Raw genomic sequence first — 19167 nt, forward strand, 5'->3', positions numbered from 1 at the left:
ATTTAATTGTTATTCGTCGTTATCGTCGTCTTTACTGGATAAGCGATGCGCGACAGTCTCCGGTTGAACAGCTGACAGGATGACGTGATCACTATCAGTTATTATAACCGCACGGGTCCGACGGCCATAGGTGGCATCGATCAGCATATGCCGGTCTCTAGCCTCCTGAATAATACGTTTAATCGGTGCTGATTCCGGGCTGACGATGGAAATAATTCGGTTCGCCGACACGATATTCCCAAAGCCGATGTTGATAAGTTTAATTGCCATGTTCCGGTTGTTCCCCCCATAAGTTACATCTTAGCTTTTTCAGGTCCCTCTTACTCTATATTCGCCGCTTGCTCACGAATCTTCTCTAGCTCCGCCTTCATGTCAAGCACAAGGTTGACCAGCATCAGATTGTTGCATTTCGACCCTATTGTATTGGTTTCCCTGTTCATTTCCTGAATGAGAAAGTCCAGTTTGCGTCCCACTGGCTCATTACCATTCAAAAGCATTCTGCATTGTTCAAAATGACTGTATAGCCGGGTCAGTTCTTCATCAATATTGCAGCGATCTGCAAAGATAGCAACTTCCAATCCGAATTTATGCTCATCAAAAGGGAACGTCCCATCATTCAGCTCGCTCAGCCGCTGCCGCAACTTATCGCGATATTCACTTACAACGACAGGAGCAAGCTCCGCCATTCCAGAATGCAGCTTCTTTAGATGGTCCAAACGCTGCTCTACGTCAGCTACAAGATAGCTGCCTTCGCGGGCACGCATTTCTAGTAAAGAATCCAAGCTCTGCGTTAGTCCGAGCTCCAGCACTTCAGAGTAGTCATCAAGGGTAGCAGGCAAAGAACCCACAGCATCCTCTTTGCTCTCCATTATACCAGGCATTGAAAGTATATCACGCACTGTCAATTCTCCACCCAGCCCAAACTCATCTTTCAGCTCGTCTGCAGCTAGCAGATAGGACTTAACAGCAGACCTATTCAACACAGGTCCAGAGCCAGTCTCTTCATCGCGCTCTCTATTGATAATAACATCTACCCGTCCCCGTTTGATATGCTGTTGAATCTTCCTTCTCAGCATATCCTCATAACCCGTCCAATCCCGGGGCATCCGCAGCACAACTTCGCAGTAACGGTGATTCACCGATTTGACTTCGAACATAATCTTGTAGCCGCCGAATTGCAGGGACGATTGACCGTATCCGGTCATGCTAAATGACAACGGAATCACATCCATTACACTATTGTAATTGATTATTACTAGCGAAACAAGGGGGACAATTTGCGCCCCTGTTTCTTCCATACATACTCCAGTAACTCAGCACTCATATCATAGAACATGAATGGGGTCATTAAATAAATGCCATTGAAATGTTCTGTCGCTGCGTCTAGCAGCTCTTTGGCAATAGCGACGCCTTCTGCACGTCCCACCGCCCCTTCAAGGCCATCCATCCGTCTGCGCACTTCATCCGAGAGCTGAATGCCAGGCACCTCATTGTGCAGATACTCAGCATTGCGACCGCTTGCCAGCGGCATAATACCGATAAACACCGGAATATCCAGATATTTCGTAGCTTGGGCAATATTCGCAATCAGCTCCGTGTCATACACAGGCTGGGTCATAATATAATCCGCACCCGAAGCTATCTTCTTCTCCAGGCGCTGCACTGCCTTGTCCAAATGCTTAACATTTGGGTTAAAAGCTGCACCAATCACGAATTTAGCTTTTTGCTTGAGCGGCTTGCCCGAAAAGGCAATGCCATCATTCAGCTGTTTAATCATACGTATAATTTCAAAAGAGGTTAAATCGTAAACCGAGCTTGATCCTGGAAGATCTCCAAATCGCGCTGGATCACCAGTCACTGCCAGAACATGATCAATACCAAGAGCGTCAAAGCCCATTAGATGAGACTGTGTTCCAATCAGATTGCGGTCACGACAGGCAATATGCACTAGAGGCCGCAGTCCAGTTCGAGCTTGCACCAGATGACCTAAAGCCATGTTGCTCATACGCGTGACGGCCAAAGAATTATCGGCTAGTGTCAAAGCGTCCGCACCCGCTCGGCGAAGTGCCTCTGCACCCTTCATGAACTTGGCGATATCCAAATCGCGTGGCGGGTCGAGCTCAACAATAACCGTATGGCGTTCTTTAACAAGATCAACCAACGTTGGCTCTCCACCACCTGTTCCTTCATCTTCACTAAAATGCTCATGTACAGTAATACGATTCAAGCTTTGTGCTGCTGGTACTGGAAGCGGCTGTGGCACATAGCCTTGCAGTGCAGCAGATATTTCAGCAATATGCTGTGGCGTTGTACCACAGCAGCCGCCAATAATCCGACTGCCCATCTCGGCAAAGCTCAAAGCCATTTGACCAAAGTATTCCGGAGAGGCACCATATCGATATTCTCCATCTACATAATCTGCAACTCCAGCATTAGGATACACGGAAACCGGAAGCACAAGACTGCCCTGTAAAGATTTTAGGGCTCTCTTGATTCCATTAGGTCCGGTACGACAATTGAAGCCGATGATGTCGGCCCCATCGCCTTCCAGAATGCGGAAGGCCTCTGGCAATGTCAATCCATCCAGTGTACGCGCAGATTCATCCACGGCTAACTGGCAGATGACTGGCAATGCGCTGATCTTACGAACGGTTCTCAGAGCCAGATGCAATTCCTCTACATCATAGAAGGTTTCCAGCATAATACCATCAGGTTCTTCTTCCAACAATGCTGTAATCTGTTGTGAGAAATATTTCTTCAACTCTGAAGATGAGAGATTGGCACGTTTACCGGCGCGGATGGAACCAACAGCTCCGACAACATATCCGTTATCACCGGCAGCGCGGCGGGCAATCCTGACGCCGGCGCGATTAATCTCTTCAACTTTGGTCTCCAGTCCATATTTCGACAACTTGTCATAGTTCGCTGAAAAGGTATTACTTTCTAGCAGCACTGCCCCAGCCTCTATATAGCTGCGATGCACATCTTCAATGACCCCGGGTGAGGTCAAATTTAATTCTTCGTAGGAAATGCCAACTGGGAAGCCTTTCTGATATAAAAAGGTACCCATCGCACCGTCTCCGACCAGCACTTTTTTCTCCCATGCGGAACGTAAATCCGGCTTCACCGCAGACCCTCCCCTGACATTAGTTTCATACTAATGTAACATAAAACGGGATGCTTGATAAGCTTTTGAGGGAAAAGCAATCTTGACGCCCACTTATTCTCAACTACTCTACTTAGTTAATTTTAAATGTACTAGCTATCTGTAATAATTCTTCTGACATCTTGGCTAGTGCAGAGGATGCACTGTGTACTTCTTCTACAGTAGCTAATTGTTCCTCAGCTGAAGCAGAAACACTTTGTGTGCCGTCTGACGTTTCACTGATAATAACCGAAATGGAATCAAAGCTTGCAACCAAGTCTTTGGTATCAGAGGACATGTCTTCAGCTGCTGCTGATACTTCATGAATCTCTGCGGCTACACCACTCATTGCCAATTTAATCTTATCAAATGCTTGACCAGCCAGTGAAACTGCATGGATCCCAATACGCACTTCTGCTTCGCCTTGAAGGACCTTTTTCACACTATTTTCAGACTCAAACTGTATGTTCTTAATGACATCAGCAACCTGCTTACCTGACAAGACTGTTTGATCTGCAAGCTTTTTAACCTCTGCTGCGACAACTGCAAAGCCTCTTCCCGCCTCGCCAGCTCGCGCAGCCTCAATAGAGGCATTCAATGACAATAGATTGGTCTGACTTGCTATCTCCGAGATAAAACTAATGATTGTCCCAATCTCTTTCGATTTGTCTCCAAGAGACCTTACCGAAACCGCTACTTCGTTAGAATTAGCCTGGATCGATGACATTTGATCAATCGCAGTTTGGACAGCATTGGACCCATCTACAACTACTAGGGAAGCATTCACAGCTGATTGACTGACACTTTGAGCACTTTCGGCAATTAGTATAGCTTGTTCATCCATTCCATGCACCAGCTTAACACTTCTGCTAATGCTCTCCACTTGTTTCTCCGTCCCTTGGGCAAGATCCTCTGTTACGTGGGCGATATGTTCAGTAGCAAGGCTTGTCTGTTCTGCTCCAGCAGTCAGTTCCTCCGCTGAGGCAGCCACCTGCTCTGCATGAAAGCCAATCTCTTGAATGAGTTTTCGTAAATTATTCGACATCAGATTGAAAGCATTAGCCAGATCGCCAAGCTCATCTTTATTCTTAATATGGATCTCATTCATCGTCAAATCATTAGATGCAATCTTAATAGCGGCAGCCTGTAACTGCTTAATGGGTTTGGAAATCTGATTGCTAATTATAATTGCGGACAATGCCGCAGCTGCTAAAGATAATAAGCCTATTATAGTAATCGTTAATTGTATAGATTGGGCTTCATCATGGGCTACTGCTATCTCAGCATTCGCTTCAGTCTGTTTAGTTATGACCAATTTACGGGCCACATCTACAAACTTATCCAGGACTTCACTCTGACTAACTGCAATATCAATAATATCAGCTTGATTCCCTTTATTCTTGGCATCGATCATCTTCTCAGATATCACGATAAATTGCTGCTGCAGCAAGTCTAATCCAGCTAAGATTTGGCGCTTATCTCGATCTGTAATCAATTTATCCAATTGTGCATATATAGCTATGAATTCAACACGGCGCTCCGCATAGGCCTCAAATTTCTTCGCGTCACCGGAAATAATAAAATCGGAAACATTGGCATGTTCAGCTTCGATCGTGGTATTCATATCCTTAACCAGCCCAATGGTCTTAACCTCTTCATTTAATAGATTCGTATAGGTGGCATTGATTTGTGCTATATAGGTGTATCCAATAGTACCCAGCAATACTAACAAGATCAGAACAATACCAAAACCCATGTAAAGACGCTGCTTAATACTTTTCGCTCTGAACAGCTGGATGAATTTATTCATTTACTCCCAGCCCCCTGTCCCAAAATCTGTTCTGCTTCTACTCTAAACGAGCTTGCTGCTTTTTCAGGAGTGATACTTCCCGAATACAGGCTGTTCAGTATAATTTGAAGGGCATTCTGAACCACTCCATCAGCAAGTGGAGCTGGTGGATCAATAGGGGACGAGTGCTTTGCAATGTAACTCATAAATGAATATTGCTCCTTGCCCTGTTCGTTAGATTGATTCGATAGCTGTGCAGCGACTTTGGTAGCAATCGGTACCCCGCGGTCACCTCGGAGAATATCATTAGCTTCTTTATTATTGGTGATAAAGCTAATAAACTTCGCCGCCGCCTCCTTATGTTCTGAATAAGAGGACACAGCAATGAACATGGACGGCTTGATGAAATTACCTTCCTTTGCCCCCTCAGACGTTGGAAGATTTATTATTTTGAGCGTCCTGTCAGCTTCTTCGCCCATAGAAACCATTTGGTTGCTTACACTTTGTAAAAATGCTGTTTTTCCAGTTGCAAGAGGATTTTTCTCATCGGCCACCACAGTATTAGGTTTCAGGAGCCCCTCATCCAACCACTTCTTAAGCAATGACAGATACTCAATCATAGCTTTGTCAGTATAACCAAGACCCGTCCCCTCCTTATTATAGAAGGATTCCCCCTTGGTTCTAAGCCAGTAGGATAAATCAATCATTTTATCAAGTGGATAAAAATCTGGGGTTTCTACCTTTTCTTTAAGCAGCTTCATCGTTTGATATAAATGCTCTTCTGTATATCCGTTTTGCAGCGGCTCTATTCCATACTGCTCGAACAGGGCTGGATCATAAGCCATCCCCAGTGCATTTGTGCCCATAGGAATCCCGTACTGCAAGCCTTTATACTGGCCGGATGCCAGAAATGCTTTATCGACGTCAGTCAATTCAAGGACTTTGGATTCAATAAAGGGGTCCAGAGGCTCAATTAAATCGTGTGTAATATAATTAAAAATAAAGCCGTAATCCGCTTGAATAAGATCAGGCGTTGTTTGATCAGCGGTATCCATAGCCAGCTTTGTAGCTACAGCAGAAGTAGTGGAATAATCCTCGGTCTTGATCTTAATATTAGGATTCTCCTTCTCAAACATCTCGATAACCTTTAAAGTTATTTCTTTGCGGGCAGGTTTACCCCACCAAATGAAATTCAAGGTAATCTGCTCGTCGTCATTAACTACTTTAGTTTCATTTCCTCCGCATCCGACAATCGTAAATATCATTACAGAGGTTAATAGGATTGCAATTACACTTCTAAATGTTATTTTCATTAATATCCGCCTTTCTCGTGAAGTGAATTAGGTGATTATGCATGTTAAATGCGTGAACCCTACATGTATATCGGATAATCAACGGAAATGTGTGTGGCTTTTTTGACATTCTTCGACAAATTAAAACATTTTTCTTCATAATTCCATTTTATAATGAATTTATCAATCGCAATTTCACTAAGAAGAAACGGCTTCGTCGTCCCATTCTTTGATGAAGAAGGACAATGAAAGTGGATACTTGCCTAAAGAAAGTAGGTAGTTTATATATTTACATGCGTCCTCTTATATAAAACGGGTATTGCCGCTGTTATAAGAATCATACCCATAAAAGCGGGTGCGGCAGACCCGAGTGATACATAGATTTGGCCTCCAATGATAGGCCCAATCATTCTTGCTAAAGCCTGAATAGATTGGCTACCTCCTTGAATCCTTCCTTGTTCACTAGAATCTACAGACTTGGAGAGCATCCCATTAAATGTAGGCCCAAAGATCGAATCACCAAAACCAAATATAAACATTCCAGCGATAAACAGAGGATAGAATGAGAATAAAGTCGATGCTGCAATAAGACTGTAGCCTATAATCTCGGAAACCATACCAAGAATGGCTATCTGTTTATCACTTAGTTTTTTCAACAGCTTTGGCATTATTAAACCTTGTGAAATGATGTCTTGGACGCCCATGATTGAAAACATAAGTCCAATTAGTGCAGGCTTCCAACTGAAATTATCCATAGTCAATTGTGAGAAAACTGCCTGCAAAGATCCGCCCGGTATCCAAATTAAGAACGCTGAGATAAGCAGCCGGTTTAAGTTTTTCATGGAAAGTAGGTTTACAAGCTGTATAAATGGATTCAGTCTTGCAAAGGTAATCTCTTTCAGTCTATTTTTCTTGGCAAGGCTCTCAGGCATAAAAAAGAATCCATAACCAACATTCAACAAAGTTATTATTGCTCCAAAATACAGGGGTACAGAATAACCAAACTTGGAAAGCAATCCGCCTAGAGTTGGACCAATGACGGTGCCTACACCTACAACCGCACTCACCCATCCAAAGTATTTGGTTCTCTGTTCTGGAGGAATGATGTCTGCAAAATAGGCGAAGATCGTGCCTATGCTACCGCCTGTTATACCTTCTATTATGCGTCCAGCAAATAGGACCCATAGAGCTCCTCCTATGCCAAAAACTACGTACCCGATTGCGGAACCTAAAAGGCATACTAAAAGCAATGGACGACGGCCATATTTGTCACTCAAAGCTCCAAGTACGGGGGCTGCAAAAAACACGCAGAGTGCATAAACAGAGGTCAGCAGCGTTACAACTATTGCTTGTTCTCCCGGATTGCTTGTATAAGGCTGCACTAAGAATGGGATGACAGGCATAACGATAGTGAAGCCTATCCCGCAAAGAAACACAGAGATAAGACCGAATATTAAAGCGTGTCTTTCTACGGTTTGTTCTGTGTTCTGTTTATTGTGTGATTTAGATATGGACATTTAATACTCTCCTCAACATTCATTTCGATTCCCAGGAAACATAATTATCGTATCATCGCTTTGTTTCCTTGTCAACAAAATAATGGTGATAAAAAGGCAGCCGTTCTCAATAGAGCCCGGCTGCCTGTGGTTTCATTGTCATTATTCAAATTTATTCTGACTTCATATCTATACCGTGTTTCTTTATTTCTGCATCTAAATGCCTACTATACGTATCCACGAATCTAAGCACACTGTCAAATTGTACCTCGGTTACTTGCTCAAATACGGCTTTATCTCGCTCTTGAAACTCTTTGTGCAGTTCCTCATGGATTTTATAAATTACTTTCCCTTGTTCAGTAAGCCTAAAATAGATTTCTTTCTTGTTATCCGGCTTCTGGTAACTTTCGACAAGACCTTTTTCCATGAGCTTCTTAGTCATTTTACTTATGGCACCGCGGGTCATATAAAAGGACTCCGCAAGTTTTGTCACGTTGGAATCTATATTTTTTTCAATGTATTCGATGCAATGTACTTCAGAAGACTTATAACCCTTAAGACTGTCTTCCATCTTATCCTTATTAAGCCAAACCAGCTTGTTATATAAGTCCCTGAAACCCATTAAGACCTGTTCTTCTTTGTTCATGGCTTGTTCTCCCAACCGTTAGTGCATTAACAATATTATATCGAATTTTTGTTGCTTTTTCAACAATATTTAAAAAAGTTGTACCTCAAAGTGAATAATCCACTTTGAGGTACAGCTCCTGCATTGCTCTTTTATACATTTTAAAATAGGCTGTATCTTATAAAATCACATTGCCCGTATATACAGCCTGTGCAGGGCCGGTCATATACACATGATTGTCTTCCTCGTTCCATTCAATAAAGAGATCGCCGCCCTTCAGGCTGATCCAAGCCGAACGATCGGTCAGACCGTTAAGCACGGATGAAACCAGGGTTGCACAAGCTCCAGTTCCGCAAGCAAGCGTTGGTCCGGCTCCACGTTCCCAGACACGCATATTAACATGACCACGGTCCAGCACAGTGGCGAATTCAACGTTAACTTTTCGCGGAAATAAAGGATGAACCTCAAGTTTCGGTCCCCAAGTTGTGAGATCAAAGGATACAGCATCATCAACATAAATTACACAGTGTGGATTACCCATGGATACCGCAGTGAACTTAAATTCTGTACCCTCCGCTTCAATGGGTTGATCCACAACATGCTCCGCATCTATCGCCACCGGAATCTGCAGACCCGACAATACAGGCTCGCCCATATCGACCGTAACGGTTTCCACTACACCGTCTTTCACATTTAGGGTCACCTTCTGCTCCCCAGCGCCAATCGTTTCAATAACAATCTGCTCTGAACTGACAAGTCCTTGCTCATACACATATTTGGATACACAACGGATCGCGTTCCCACACTGTTCCGCCTCCGAACCATCGGAGTTCATTATGCGCATCATATAATCTCCACGCACTGACGGCAGAATGTAGACCAGGCCATCCGCTCCGATGCCGAAATACCGGTTGCACAAGTTGACTGCAAGCTCTGCAGCATTGCTTGGAAGCTCCTGCTCGCCATAGACGACGATAAAATCATTGCCAAGGCCATGCATTTTTGTGAATTCCATTGAGATGTCCACTCCTAAAATTTCTTAGTATACGAGCTGTTAACTGCATCAAGCATACCTTAAGGAGTGGGGCAATGCTATTGACTTTATGCCGAAATTTTTGTACTTTTTATCATTGGCCGGTTGCGGCTCCGCTTCCGATTGCCGCCCCAGACACTTCCCGCTCCCATCAAGAAAGTTGGAATACCAGAAGATACCAATACGAGACACCACTCGCGGAAATTCAGAGGTACGGTTTTGAATACCGGCTGGAGCAGCGGCAGATACATCACCGCCAACATGAGCAGCACGGACGATAACACAGCGAGCACCAGATACTTATTCTGGAATGGGTTGCGGTGGAACACCGAACGGGAGCTCCGGCAATCAAACACATGAATCAACTGGGCCATAACCAGTGTGGCAAAAGCAACCGACTGCGCACGGACCAGCTGTGCCGGATTCCCTGGTGCAATCCGCAGCGTGAGCCAGAAAGCGATCAACGTACACAGGCCAATCAGCAGCCCGCGACTGACAATCTTCCAACCTAACCGGCGGGCAAAAATATTTTCCTTAGCTCCGCGAGGCTTGTGCTCCATTAGATCCTTCTCAGGCTGATCTACACCGAGCGCCATTGCCGGAAGTCCATCCGTGACGAGGTTAACCCACAGGATCTGAATGGGCACTAGCGGCAGCGGCAGACCCAGCATCATGGCAAAGAACATCGTCAATATTTCTCCGACATTGGAGGCCAGCAGATAACGAATAAATTTACGGATATTCTCATAGATATTTCGACCTTCTTCAATGGCCGCCACTATAGTGGAGAAATTATCATCTCCCAAGATGAGTGATGAGGCCTCCTTGGTGACATCCGTACCGGTGATCCCCATCGAGATTCCGATATCCGCCGCTTTAATCGCCGGAGCATCGTTCACGCCATCTCCGGTCATTGCCACTACATGACCATGGCGCTGTAATGACTTGACGATCCGCAGTTTATGTTCAGGAGAAACGCGGGCATACACGTACACATTATCTGAAACCTTATCAAGCTCATCATCATCCATCCGGGTCAACTGGCTGCCTGTAAGCACTGTTCCTCCCCGCTGCAAAATCCCCAGCTGATGGGCGATCGCTTCAGCAGTGGCACCGTGATCTCCGGTGATCATCACTGTCTTGATGCCCGCCCGCCGCGTAACGCTGATCGCATCACGCACTTCACGCCGCGGCGGATCAATCATGCCCGCCAGACCGATAAAGATCAGTTGGCTTTCCGCTTCCTTCTCGCTGTTCGCTGACTCGTTCGGACGCATATCGCGATAGGCCATGCCAAGGACCCGCAATGCGCCAGAGGCCAATTCCTCGTTGGCATCCAGTACCCTTTGCCGCAAAGTAGGTGTACAAGGTACAACTCCGCCATCCCAGAGCATATAAGTGCAGCGGCTTAGCAGCACATCAGGTGCTCCTTTCGTGCAGAGCATCCGGCCACCGGGATGCCCAACAACAACTGACATGAGTTTCCGCTCCGAATCGAAGGGAAATTCCTTCTCCCGAGAATAAGAGACCGCAAGCGATTGCGAGGTCAAGCCCATTTTGGCAGACAATGCCACCAATGCTCCTTCCGTTGGATCACCTTTCAGCTCCCATACGGAAGGGGTGACCGGCCCTTTATCCAATTCATTAACCTTATCCTTACCCTTACGTTTTCCGCGCAATTCCGAGGGAAAGGTCTCGATGATTTCTGCATTGTTGCACAGAGCGCCCACTTGCAGCATCCGCCGCAGACTTTGGTCATGCTTGAGGTCTACCGCCCTGCCCTTTTCCAGAATTTGTCCGGCCGGAGCATATCCTTCTCCCGTCACCGCAAGCGCGCGTCCGCCCGTCCACAAGCGGGTTACGGTCATTTTATTCTGCGTGAGGGTGCCGGTCTTGTCAGAGCAGATCACGGAGGCGCAGCCAAGGGTTTCAACAGAAGGCAGCTTGCGAACGATCGCCTTGCGTTTGATCATCCGCTGCACACCCAAGGCCAACGCAATGGTAACTATGGCCGGTAACCCCTCGGGAATCGCAGCCACCGCAAGACTCACACCAGCCAGAAACATGGCTGTAGCAGGCTGTCCGTGCAGGATACCCGCTGCAACAACCACAATAGTCAATCCGAGCGATACATAGATCAGGATCTTGCCAAGCTGTTCCAGCCTATGCTGCAACGGTGTCTCCTGCGACTCGGTATTCTGGATCAGATCGGCAATTTTGCCCATCTCTGTATCCATCCCGGTACGGACAACAATGGCCCGCCCGGTACCCCGAGTCACCATAGTCCCCATAAAGCCGATATTTTTCTGATCACCCAGCGGAATTTCTTCGGCATGGATAGGCTCGGAATGCTTGGACACGGGCAGAGATTCACCGGTCAGCGCGGACTCCTCCGCATACAGCGCACTGCATTCCAGCCAGCGCACATCTGCCGGAATTCGGTCACCGCTTTCCAGTAGAACAATATCACCAGGCACCAGCATTTTAGCTGGCAGGATCTCGCTTTTTCCATCACGTATGACCTTGGCAGTAGGTGCCGAGAGTTGCTTCAATGCCCTGAGCGAACGTTCAGCGCGAAATTCCTGGACAAATCCGAGCGCTCCATTCAGCAGGATAATGGCGATAATCGTGATGGCATCCAAATATTCGCCAAGCAAGCCGGAGACCAGTGTTGCTCCCATGAGCACTAGCACCATAAAATCTTTGAACTGGTTCAGCAGCAAAGTAAACGGAGATACCGTCTTTCCTTCTGACAGCTCATTCTGCCCACTCTGCTTACGTCTCTCCGCAGCATCCTCTCCGCTAAGGCCCTTCTGCAGATGAACGCTGAACATTCTCTGCAGTTCCTCTGCACCGAGCCGGTGCCAACTGTTCTGTTCCATAACTATTATTTCCCCTCCCGGTCGTTTCTTGACTTCAGGGCGGCACACAGCTTTTCCACCTGTTCTTGACCAATGTATTCAGGGTCGTCCAGAAATATCACCGCAACAAAGCGGCTCCTTTTGCACGAATGTCCTAAAGTGTGGCATCATAGAGAGGAAAGAATTCAATTTTATGGCGACAGGAGAACTTTATCATGGCATTGGACGGCATTGTTACCCGAGCTATCGTGCACGAACTGCAACCATTTATAGGTGCGCGTATAGGCAAAATATATCAACCAAACTCCCACGACCTTATTTTCACACTTCGCGGCTCCGGCGGAGGCGGCAAGCTGCTGCTCTCGGCTAACCCGACCTATCCGCGTCTGCATCTTACGGATAGAAGCAGCATCAACCCTTCTGACGCGCCAATGTTCTGCATGCTGATGCGCAAACACTGCGAAGGTGGGGCTATTGAGAGCATCACCCAAGTGGGGATGGAACGCATTATTCATATAAACGTCAAGAGCAGAGATGAGCTTGGTGACTTCTCCGCCAAAAAGATCATTATCGAGCTCATGGGCCGGCACAGCAATATCATCCTCACGGATCTGGCTACCGGCACTATTGTGGACGGGATTCACCATGTAACCCCCTCAATCAGCAGCTATCGGGTTGTAATGCCTGGAGTTGCTTACACAGAACCGCCACAGCAGCACAAACTGAATCCGCTGGAACTTGGCAAAAAAGATTTTCTACAGCTCATTACGGCTGCCGAAGAAAATGCTCTGCTGGTCCCGGACGAGGTTGAAGTCGAGGAGCCTATTGAGGGTGAACTCGCAGGCCTGCTCAAGGTTCTGGAAGAACAGAAGGCCGATGGCTCTGGTGGTCCTGCACCCTCTGCTGATCCTATGGGCTGGATGGTGCATGCTTTTAGCGGAATGAGTCCACTCGTGGCTGGAGAAATCATCTTGCGCTACAGAAACTCCGGGGATCAAGATCACGCATTGGTGAGCGGAGAAGCAGATTCAGTACGATTATGGAAGGCCTTTGATTCTGTAATGGGACCTGTACGTGAGTTCCACTTCGCACCTGCAGCAGGTACTAATCACAAGGGGAAGATGATTTTCTCAGCGATTCCATTAACGCTACTGGAAGAAAATGTGAAGAAGTATAGTACAATCAGCCTCTGCATGGAAGATTACTACGGGGACAAAGCTGAACGGGATACTGTGAAACAACGGGTAAGTGACCTGATTCGTTTCCTCGGCAACGAACGGAGCAAAAATATCAAGAAACTCGCCAATCTGCAAAAGGATCTGGATGAGGCTCAAGATGCCGACCGCTTCCGAATTTGGGGCGAGCTGCTATTTGCCTCCCTGCACAAGGTATCCAAAGGAGATAAGCAAGCCAGCCTGATCAATTACTATGATGAGCACCAGGCCGAAATGATCGTCCCGCTTGACCCGCTGCTGGGTCCCTCAGACAATGCTCAACGTTATTTCAAAAAATACAATAAATATAAAAACAGTCTGCTTGTCATTGATGAGCAACTGATCAAAACGCATGAGGAAATCGCCTATATGGAAAGTCTGCAGCAGCAGCTTGCCCACGCCTCTTTGAATGATATTGAGGAAATCCGCGATGAGCTTGTGGGTCAAGGATATTTGCGTGATCGCAGCAAAAAAGGTAAAAAGAAGAAAAAAGCTGCGGCCCGTCCTACCCTGCAGGTGTTTACTTCATCCGAAGGTGTTGACATCTATGTCGGCAAAAACAATCTGCAGAACGAATACGTCACCAATCGACTCGCTTCTCCAAATGATACCTGGCTGCATACCAAGGACATTCCAGGCTCGCATGTTGTCATTCGCAGCGAGGAGTTCGGTGATGCTACGTTGGAAGAAGCCGCTCAGCTTGCTGCCTACTACAGTCAAGCCAAACAATCGAGCAGCGTACCGGTAGACTGCACCCTGATTCGCCATGTACGCAAACCGAGTGGCTCCAAACCGGGGTTTGTGATCTACGATCATCAAAAGACTTTGTTCGTCACCCCGGATGAGGATCGGATTAAGAGTCTTCCGAATATTTTAAAAAACTAAATCCACAAAAATATTAAAAAACCTCCAAACCTCTGATGAGAACGTCAAAGGTTTGGAGGTTTTTGAGTTAGGATTACTTTAATTTCTCCAGCACATCGGCTGAGACCGTTACACTACCGATATCCCCGTGGAAAATCACACCTTGACGCGCACCGTGAAAGTCCGAGCCTCCGGTAACGATAAGGCCATATTCCGCAGCCATAAGAAGATATCTTTCTTCCTCGGCAGGTCCGTGATCCGAATGATAGACCTCAATTCCCCGCAATGCACTCCGTTCAAGTATGCCTCGCACTAGTTCATCATCCCCGTATAAACCGGGATGTGCCAATACCGGAGCGCCTCCGGCTTCAATAATCCATTGACAGGCTTCCTCCGGCGTAATGCGTGGTGGCAATACGAAAGCCGCAGCGCCTTCAGCCAGATACTTGTTAAAAGCGTCCCGCATGTCTGTCGCTGCTCCCAGCCGCACCAGTTCATCTGCGATATGTGGCCGCCCAACACTCTCATCCGGCTTCAGCTCACGTCCCATACCTGCTATAACTTTTTCCAGAGTAATATCAATACCCAGATTCTGTAATTTGCGGACAATTTCTTCATTCCGCTGTGAACGGGTATCTCTCAGCCCTTCGAGTCGGGACAGAAATAGAGCATTGGTAGTATCCATATAATAACCAAGTACATGGATATCCTTGCCGCCTGCACGTGTGCTGATTTCAACACCAGGGACTACCGTAATCCCATATTTTCTTCCGGCTTCTTGCGCTTCGGCAATACCTGCAACGGTATCATGATCCGTAATGGCTACAGCCGCAAGACCTTTCTCAGCCGCAATGCGAACATTGTCCGCTGGTGGCAGCATTCCGTCCGAAGCTTGTGTATGTGTATGCAGGTCACATCGCACGGATTGATCTATTTCCTTCTCCATTCATTCCACCCATTCCCTAATTTATAAGTTCTGAGCTAACTCCCATTCCCCGCGGAGAATGCCCATCTTGATCGCATCATAATACTGGCCGCGAACAATTCGCGCTTTACGAACACGCGCCTCTTCTACCATACCGCATTTTGCTGCCAGCTTCATCATTCTTACATTACCGGACCATGTGCCTATTCCGAGCCGAACAGTATCCATAGATTCAAATAAATATTCCATCCACATCCGGAAAGCTTCTGTACCATATCCCCCTGACCAATAACGCGAGTCACAAATAACAATTCCGATCTCGAACCAGTTGGTTTCTTTAGCGACCCAATATCGGCCTACCTTACCTTTTAGTTCACCGTCTATCTCGACCATCAGACAACGGCTTGGTGCATCTGAATTCGTAAGTTCGACATCTTCCCGATATTCTATAGCGAACTCTTCATAACTCACAGAACTCAGGGGCTTATAGGGCCCATTCCAGTTCAAATGCTCCCGATCATCAGCTTCATGATAGTAGTAATACAATTTGCGGATGTCAGCTTCCGTAATGTCGCGTAGCACAACCTTTTCTCCACTCAATAATATCTTCATAAGCTATCCAGAGAATGCTGGCGCAAAAACGTAAGAAACGTTACGGCTGAGATCGGCAGCAATGTGGACTTCAGATGGATGGCGTAAAACTGTCTTTTTAAGGACGCGTCTGAGATATTCACTATTTTCAGAAGCCCCAACGTTACCTCGTGCTTAACAGAAGAAGTCGAAATCATCGTAATCCCCAGACCTGCCTCCACCGCTGATTTCACGGCTCCTGTACTGCCCAGCTCCATCACAATTCGCATAGACGCCAGGTCAAGTCCTTTAGCCAGTATTTGTTCTTCCATGACGCTGCGCGTACCCGAGCCCTGCTCACGCAGAATAAACGGATGCTGCAGCGCCTCTTCCAAGGTCACTTCATGTTTAGCCGCAAGCGGGTGGTCCCGGGGCACGATCAGCTTTAGCTCATCCCCCATAACAGGTTCAATGACCATATCAGGGTGCGTCACCGGAGCCTCAATCAAGCCAAAGTTCAGTTGATGCTTATGTATCTCCTCCATGATCTGCGAGGTATTCATTACCTTCATCATAATGGAGATATTAGGATATTCCTTGCCAAAAGGACCCAGTAATCGCGGCAGCACATACTCGCCGATTGTCAAGCTAGCCCCAAGCTGCAGACGTCCCCCCAGCATATGGGTAAAAGCTGACATGGCCTGATCTGTCTCACGCATCAGCTCAATACTGCGCTGCGCATAAGGCATAAGCATTTGGCCTGCTTCGGATAGCAGAATCTTTTTAGTGGTGCGGTTGAATAGCTTGGTTCCAAAATAGTCCTCCAGCGCCTGCACCTGCATCGTGACTGCCGGCTGCGTCATATGCAGTGTTTGGGCTGCTGCTGAGAAGCTTCCCCGCTCTGAAACGGTATAAAATATATGCAGCTGATGAAAGTTCATGCTTATGCCACTCCTTATTTGAGGCCAATACTTGATTACCCAGAAATAAATAAAAGGACATGCAGCTTCCTGCCGCATGCCTACTACTGATGATACTATTTGCGTCTGCGTCTCCGCTTAATCAACTTCAAGCGCCGTGAGTGCCGCAGCAGCGAATAATAAGATTTCAAATCCCGCAGTTGGGGAGTCACTGAAACTTTGCCAAGAAACGAAACAACGGTCAACGTGTAGAGCGGATAGCCAGAGAGATTCGTCTCGCCTGGTAGCTCCGTGAATTCTGCGATCATCACCAAATCCTCGTCAATCAAGTAAGCATTCTGCTCACTATGCGAATAGGACTGGATCCGCTTCTGCTTTAAGCATTGCCATATCCAGGCGACGATTTCTCCGTCAGTACGGCTTTCAGCGCTAATCCGTTCCACGTAGCGGCTTCTCGCAAAATCCGTTATAACAATATTTGCAACCCTATAGTCATTCAACAGGATATGGAAGGGTTCAAACGTACCCAGCCATTCCATTCCATGGTCACGCATCCTCATCACACCCCACCGTATGCATGCACTTATTGTTGTCAATCTTACCTCATTGCCGAAAGTTGTACAAGCTTGTGCACCTCCGCAAAAAATACCCCTACCCATAAGTCAGGCAAGGGGAAATTCACATTTATTCAGTATGTATGCAATTATATGGATGTGGTCGAGCCAGTTCCTAGACCGGAGCTTAATTCAAGTTCACGTTCTCGCTTCTGCAAATCCGCCTTAGAAGTTCGAAGAGCAGCTTGGGGCCCTTCAAAATGATTACGGTAATAGGAAAAATCCATTATGACCAATATAACCATCATGCCGATCATCGCGTAAGCTGCATTCTCATTGGGTGGAATCATCATCACAATACTGATAAATATGATCCATATTAACGAAAGTACAGAGATAATGGTGCTGTACTTGCCCAGATTCCACGGTCCCAAGTGCTTGGGTTGGAACGTCCCTTTTCGCTGAGCCAGCAGCTTCAGAAATATTGGAATTCCATAGGCAACATACAAACCAACCACACTGACTGCGGTAAGAAATATAAGTGTCCCGTAGGTGGCATCCGGATTGATCATTTTAATTATATAATCGATAAAGGCCAGCAAAAAGGATAGGGTCACGGACAGCCAGATCGCTTTAGCCGGCGTGCGGTATTTCTTGGAGATTTCGGCCCAGTGCTTACTAAACGGCATGCCTTTATCTCTGGAGAAGGCATACATCATTCTGGAGAAGGCATACATCATTCTGGAGAAGGACGTAATCGAGGAAAGACCGCAGAACCACATTGCCAGTGTAATCAACCACAGAATCACCTTGCCAAAGGTGCCGCCGAGTGCCTCGCTGATCACATAAATGAAAGCATTATCTGCTGCTGTTGCAGCACCCGCATCCTTAATGGACAATGTCACAAATGCCAACATAATAAATCCGAAGACAAACGAATACGCCACCGAGGTGAAGATACCCCAGGGAGCACGAATCCGCGGATTAACCGTCTCTTCAATCGTATGGGCAGATGCATCATAACCAGTAAAGGTCCACTGCGCTTGCAGGAGCCCAATTAGAAAGGCTAAAGCATACGGCTTGTCGGAGAAGGTTTCCCCTACCTTAAACAAGTAGCTGACCGGCTGAAGATCAGATTTGGTGAAGAAGGCCAGCGTAACCACCAGACCAGCGGCGATAATAATATGATACCAGGCCGAGAAATCATTCAACTTGGCAACCATACGGATGCCAACATGATTGCAGATCCCGTGGCTGAGCAAGATCACAACAAAAGTAATAAGAATGGTTGTATCTGTAGAGGTATAACCAAATACGTCTGACAATAGAGGATCGGCGAACAAGGCTGCGGAATAATCTATGCCTGCGACGATACCGATCTGCCCGATCAGATTAATCCAAGCCGTATACCAGCCCCAACGTTTATTGGCAAGGACGGACGCCCAGTGGTACAGCGCTCCTGCGGTAGGAATTGCCGAAGCAAGCTCTGCTAGAGCTGCTGCGATCAGCAGCACGAACAAAGCTACCAGTGGCCAACCATATCCCATCATCCCCGGCCCACCATAGGTTAGACCATGCCCATATAGGGAAATCGCTCCCGTCAGAATTGAAATAATGGAGAAGGATATCGCAAAGTTGGAGAACCCACCCATGCTTCGCAGCAGCTCCTGGGCATAGCCGAATTTGTTCAATTCCTTTTTGTCGAGCAGTAGTTGATCATCCTTAGTCTGATTCATAATGGTCATCTTCCCTCCAAAATTGTTATCCTCCCCTAACTACCTAACCTAAAAAGCTCTCATGGCTGGATTCATCAAATTCTCGTATATTCCTGTTTACTGTTACGGTTATACCCAGAATTACAGCACAAGGCACTATTACA

The 19167-nt window shown here is 46.7% G+C and carries 15 protein-coding genes; 1 reads left to right on the forward strand and 14 read right to left on the reverse strand.

From position 1 onward, the window contains the following. Positions 1–9: 9 nt before the first annotated feature. The 9 genes from remA to GJB61_RS05690 form a co-directional block, all read right to left on the reverse strand. A complete protein-coding gene (gene remA / locus GJB61_RS05650; RefSeq protein ID WP_006209218.1) occupies positions 10–270 on the reverse strand; it encodes an extracellular matrix/biofilm regulator RemA in 261 nt (86 codons plus the stop codon). 50 nt (positions 271–320) lie between these two features. After that, positions 321–1217 carry a YicC/YloC family endoribonuclease gene (locus tag GJB61_RS05655; protein ID WP_154118136.1) on the reverse strand — a complete coding sequence of 299 codons (897 nt, stop codon included), beginning with the start codon at positions 1215–1217 and terminating at the stop codon, positions 321–323. A gap of 38 nt (positions 1218–1255) precedes the next feature. Further along, on the reverse strand, positions 1256–3127 hold the full coding sequence (locus GJB61_RS05660) for a bifunctional homocysteine S-methyltransferase/methylenetetrahydrofolate reductase (RefSeq protein WP_338115679.1): 1872 nt from the start codon (positions 3125–3127) through the stop codon (positions 1256–1258). A gap of 112 nt (positions 3128–3239) precedes the next feature. Then, a complete protein-coding gene (locus tag GJB61_RS05665; protein WP_154117500.1) occupies positions 3240–4955 on the reverse strand; it encodes a methyl-accepting chemotaxis protein in 1716 nt (571 codons plus the stop codon). Continuing rightward, positions 4952–6247 (reverse strand): ABC transporter substrate-binding protein, encoded by a 1296-nt coding sequence (locus tag GJB61_RS05670; RefSeq protein WP_154117501.1) that lies wholly within the window; start codon positions 6245–6247, stop codon positions 4952–4954. Before GJB61_RS05670 ends, GJB61_RS05665 begins: the two co-directional genes overlap by 4 nt. Positions 6248–6507: 260 nt before the next feature. Next, positions 6508–7743: an MFS transporter gene (locus tag GJB61_RS05675; RefSeq protein ID WP_154117502.1), complete on the reverse strand. Its 1236-nt coding sequence runs from the start codon at positions 7741–7743 to the stop codon at positions 6508–6510. A 151-nt stretch (positions 7744–7894) separates the two neighbouring features. Continuing rightward, on the reverse strand, positions 7895–8368 hold the full coding sequence (locus GJB61_RS05680) for a MarR family transcriptional regulator (protein WP_154117503.1): 474 nt from the start codon (positions 8366–8368) through the stop codon (positions 7895–7897). A 157-nt stretch (positions 8369–8525) separates the two neighbouring features. Continuing rightward, a complete protein-coding gene (gene dapF / locus GJB61_RS05685) occupies positions 8526–9362 on the reverse strand; it encodes a diaminopimelate epimerase (protein WP_154117504.1) in 837 nt (278 codons plus the stop codon). A gap of 86 nt (positions 9363–9448) precedes the next feature. After that, the gene (locus GJB61_RS05690) at positions 9449–12262 is read right to left on the reverse strand and encodes a calcium-translocating P-type ATPase, SERCA-type (protein ID WP_154117505.1); all 2814 of its coding nucleotides are present in this window, start codon (positions 12260–12262) and stop codon (positions 9449–9451) included. Positions 12263–12456: 194 nt separating this feature from the next. On the opposite strand from GJB61_RS05690, the gene GJB61_RS05695 reads away from it, so the two are divergent. Then, positions 12457–14340, forward strand: coding sequence for an Rqc2 family fibronectin-binding protein (locus GJB61_RS05695; protein WP_154117506.1), 1884 nt, complete (start codon positions 12457–12459; stop codon positions 14338–14340). Positions 14341–14413: 73 nt separating this feature from the next. Here the strand turns inward: GJB61_RS05695 and GJB61_RS05700 are convergent, their stop codons facing one another. The 5 genes from GJB61_RS05700 to GJB61_RS05720 form a co-directional block, all read right to left on the reverse strand. After that, positions 14414–15265 (reverse strand): PHP domain-containing protein, encoded by an 852-nt coding sequence (locus GJB61_RS05700; RefSeq protein WP_154117507.1) that lies wholly within the window; start codon positions 15263–15265, stop codon positions 14414–14416. A gap of 21 nt (positions 15266–15286) precedes the next feature. Then, a complete protein-coding gene (locus GJB61_RS05705) occupies positions 15287–15856 on the reverse strand; it encodes a GNAT family N-acetyltransferase (RefSeq protein WP_154117508.1) in 570 nt (189 codons plus the stop codon). Next, the gene (locus GJB61_RS05710; protein WP_154117509.1) at positions 15853–16755 is read right to left on the reverse strand and encodes a selenium metabolism-associated LysR family transcriptional regulator; all 903 of its coding nucleotides are present in this window, start codon (positions 16753–16755) and stop codon (positions 15853–15855) included. Before GJB61_RS05710 ends, GJB61_RS05705 begins: the two co-directional genes overlap by 4 nt. A gap of 95 nt (positions 16756–16850) precedes the next feature. Continuing rightward, positions 16851–17288, reverse strand: a complete 438-nt coding sequence (locus GJB61_RS05715; protein ID WP_154117510.1) for a hypothetical protein — start codon at positions 17286–17288, stop codon at positions 16851–16853. A 149-nt stretch (positions 17289–17437) separates the two neighbouring features. Continuing rightward, positions 17438–19024: an amino acid permease gene (locus GJB61_RS05720; protein WP_154118138.1), complete on the reverse strand. Its 1587-nt coding sequence runs from the start codon at positions 19022–19024 to the stop codon at positions 17438–17440. Positions 19025–19167: the final 143 nt, after the last annotated feature.

It is taken from the genome of Paenibacillus monticola, from assembly GCF_009664975.1.
Classification (GTDB): Bacteria; Bacillota; Bacilli; order Paenibacillales; family Paenibacillaceae; genus Paenibacillus_AQ; species Paenibacillus_AQ monticola.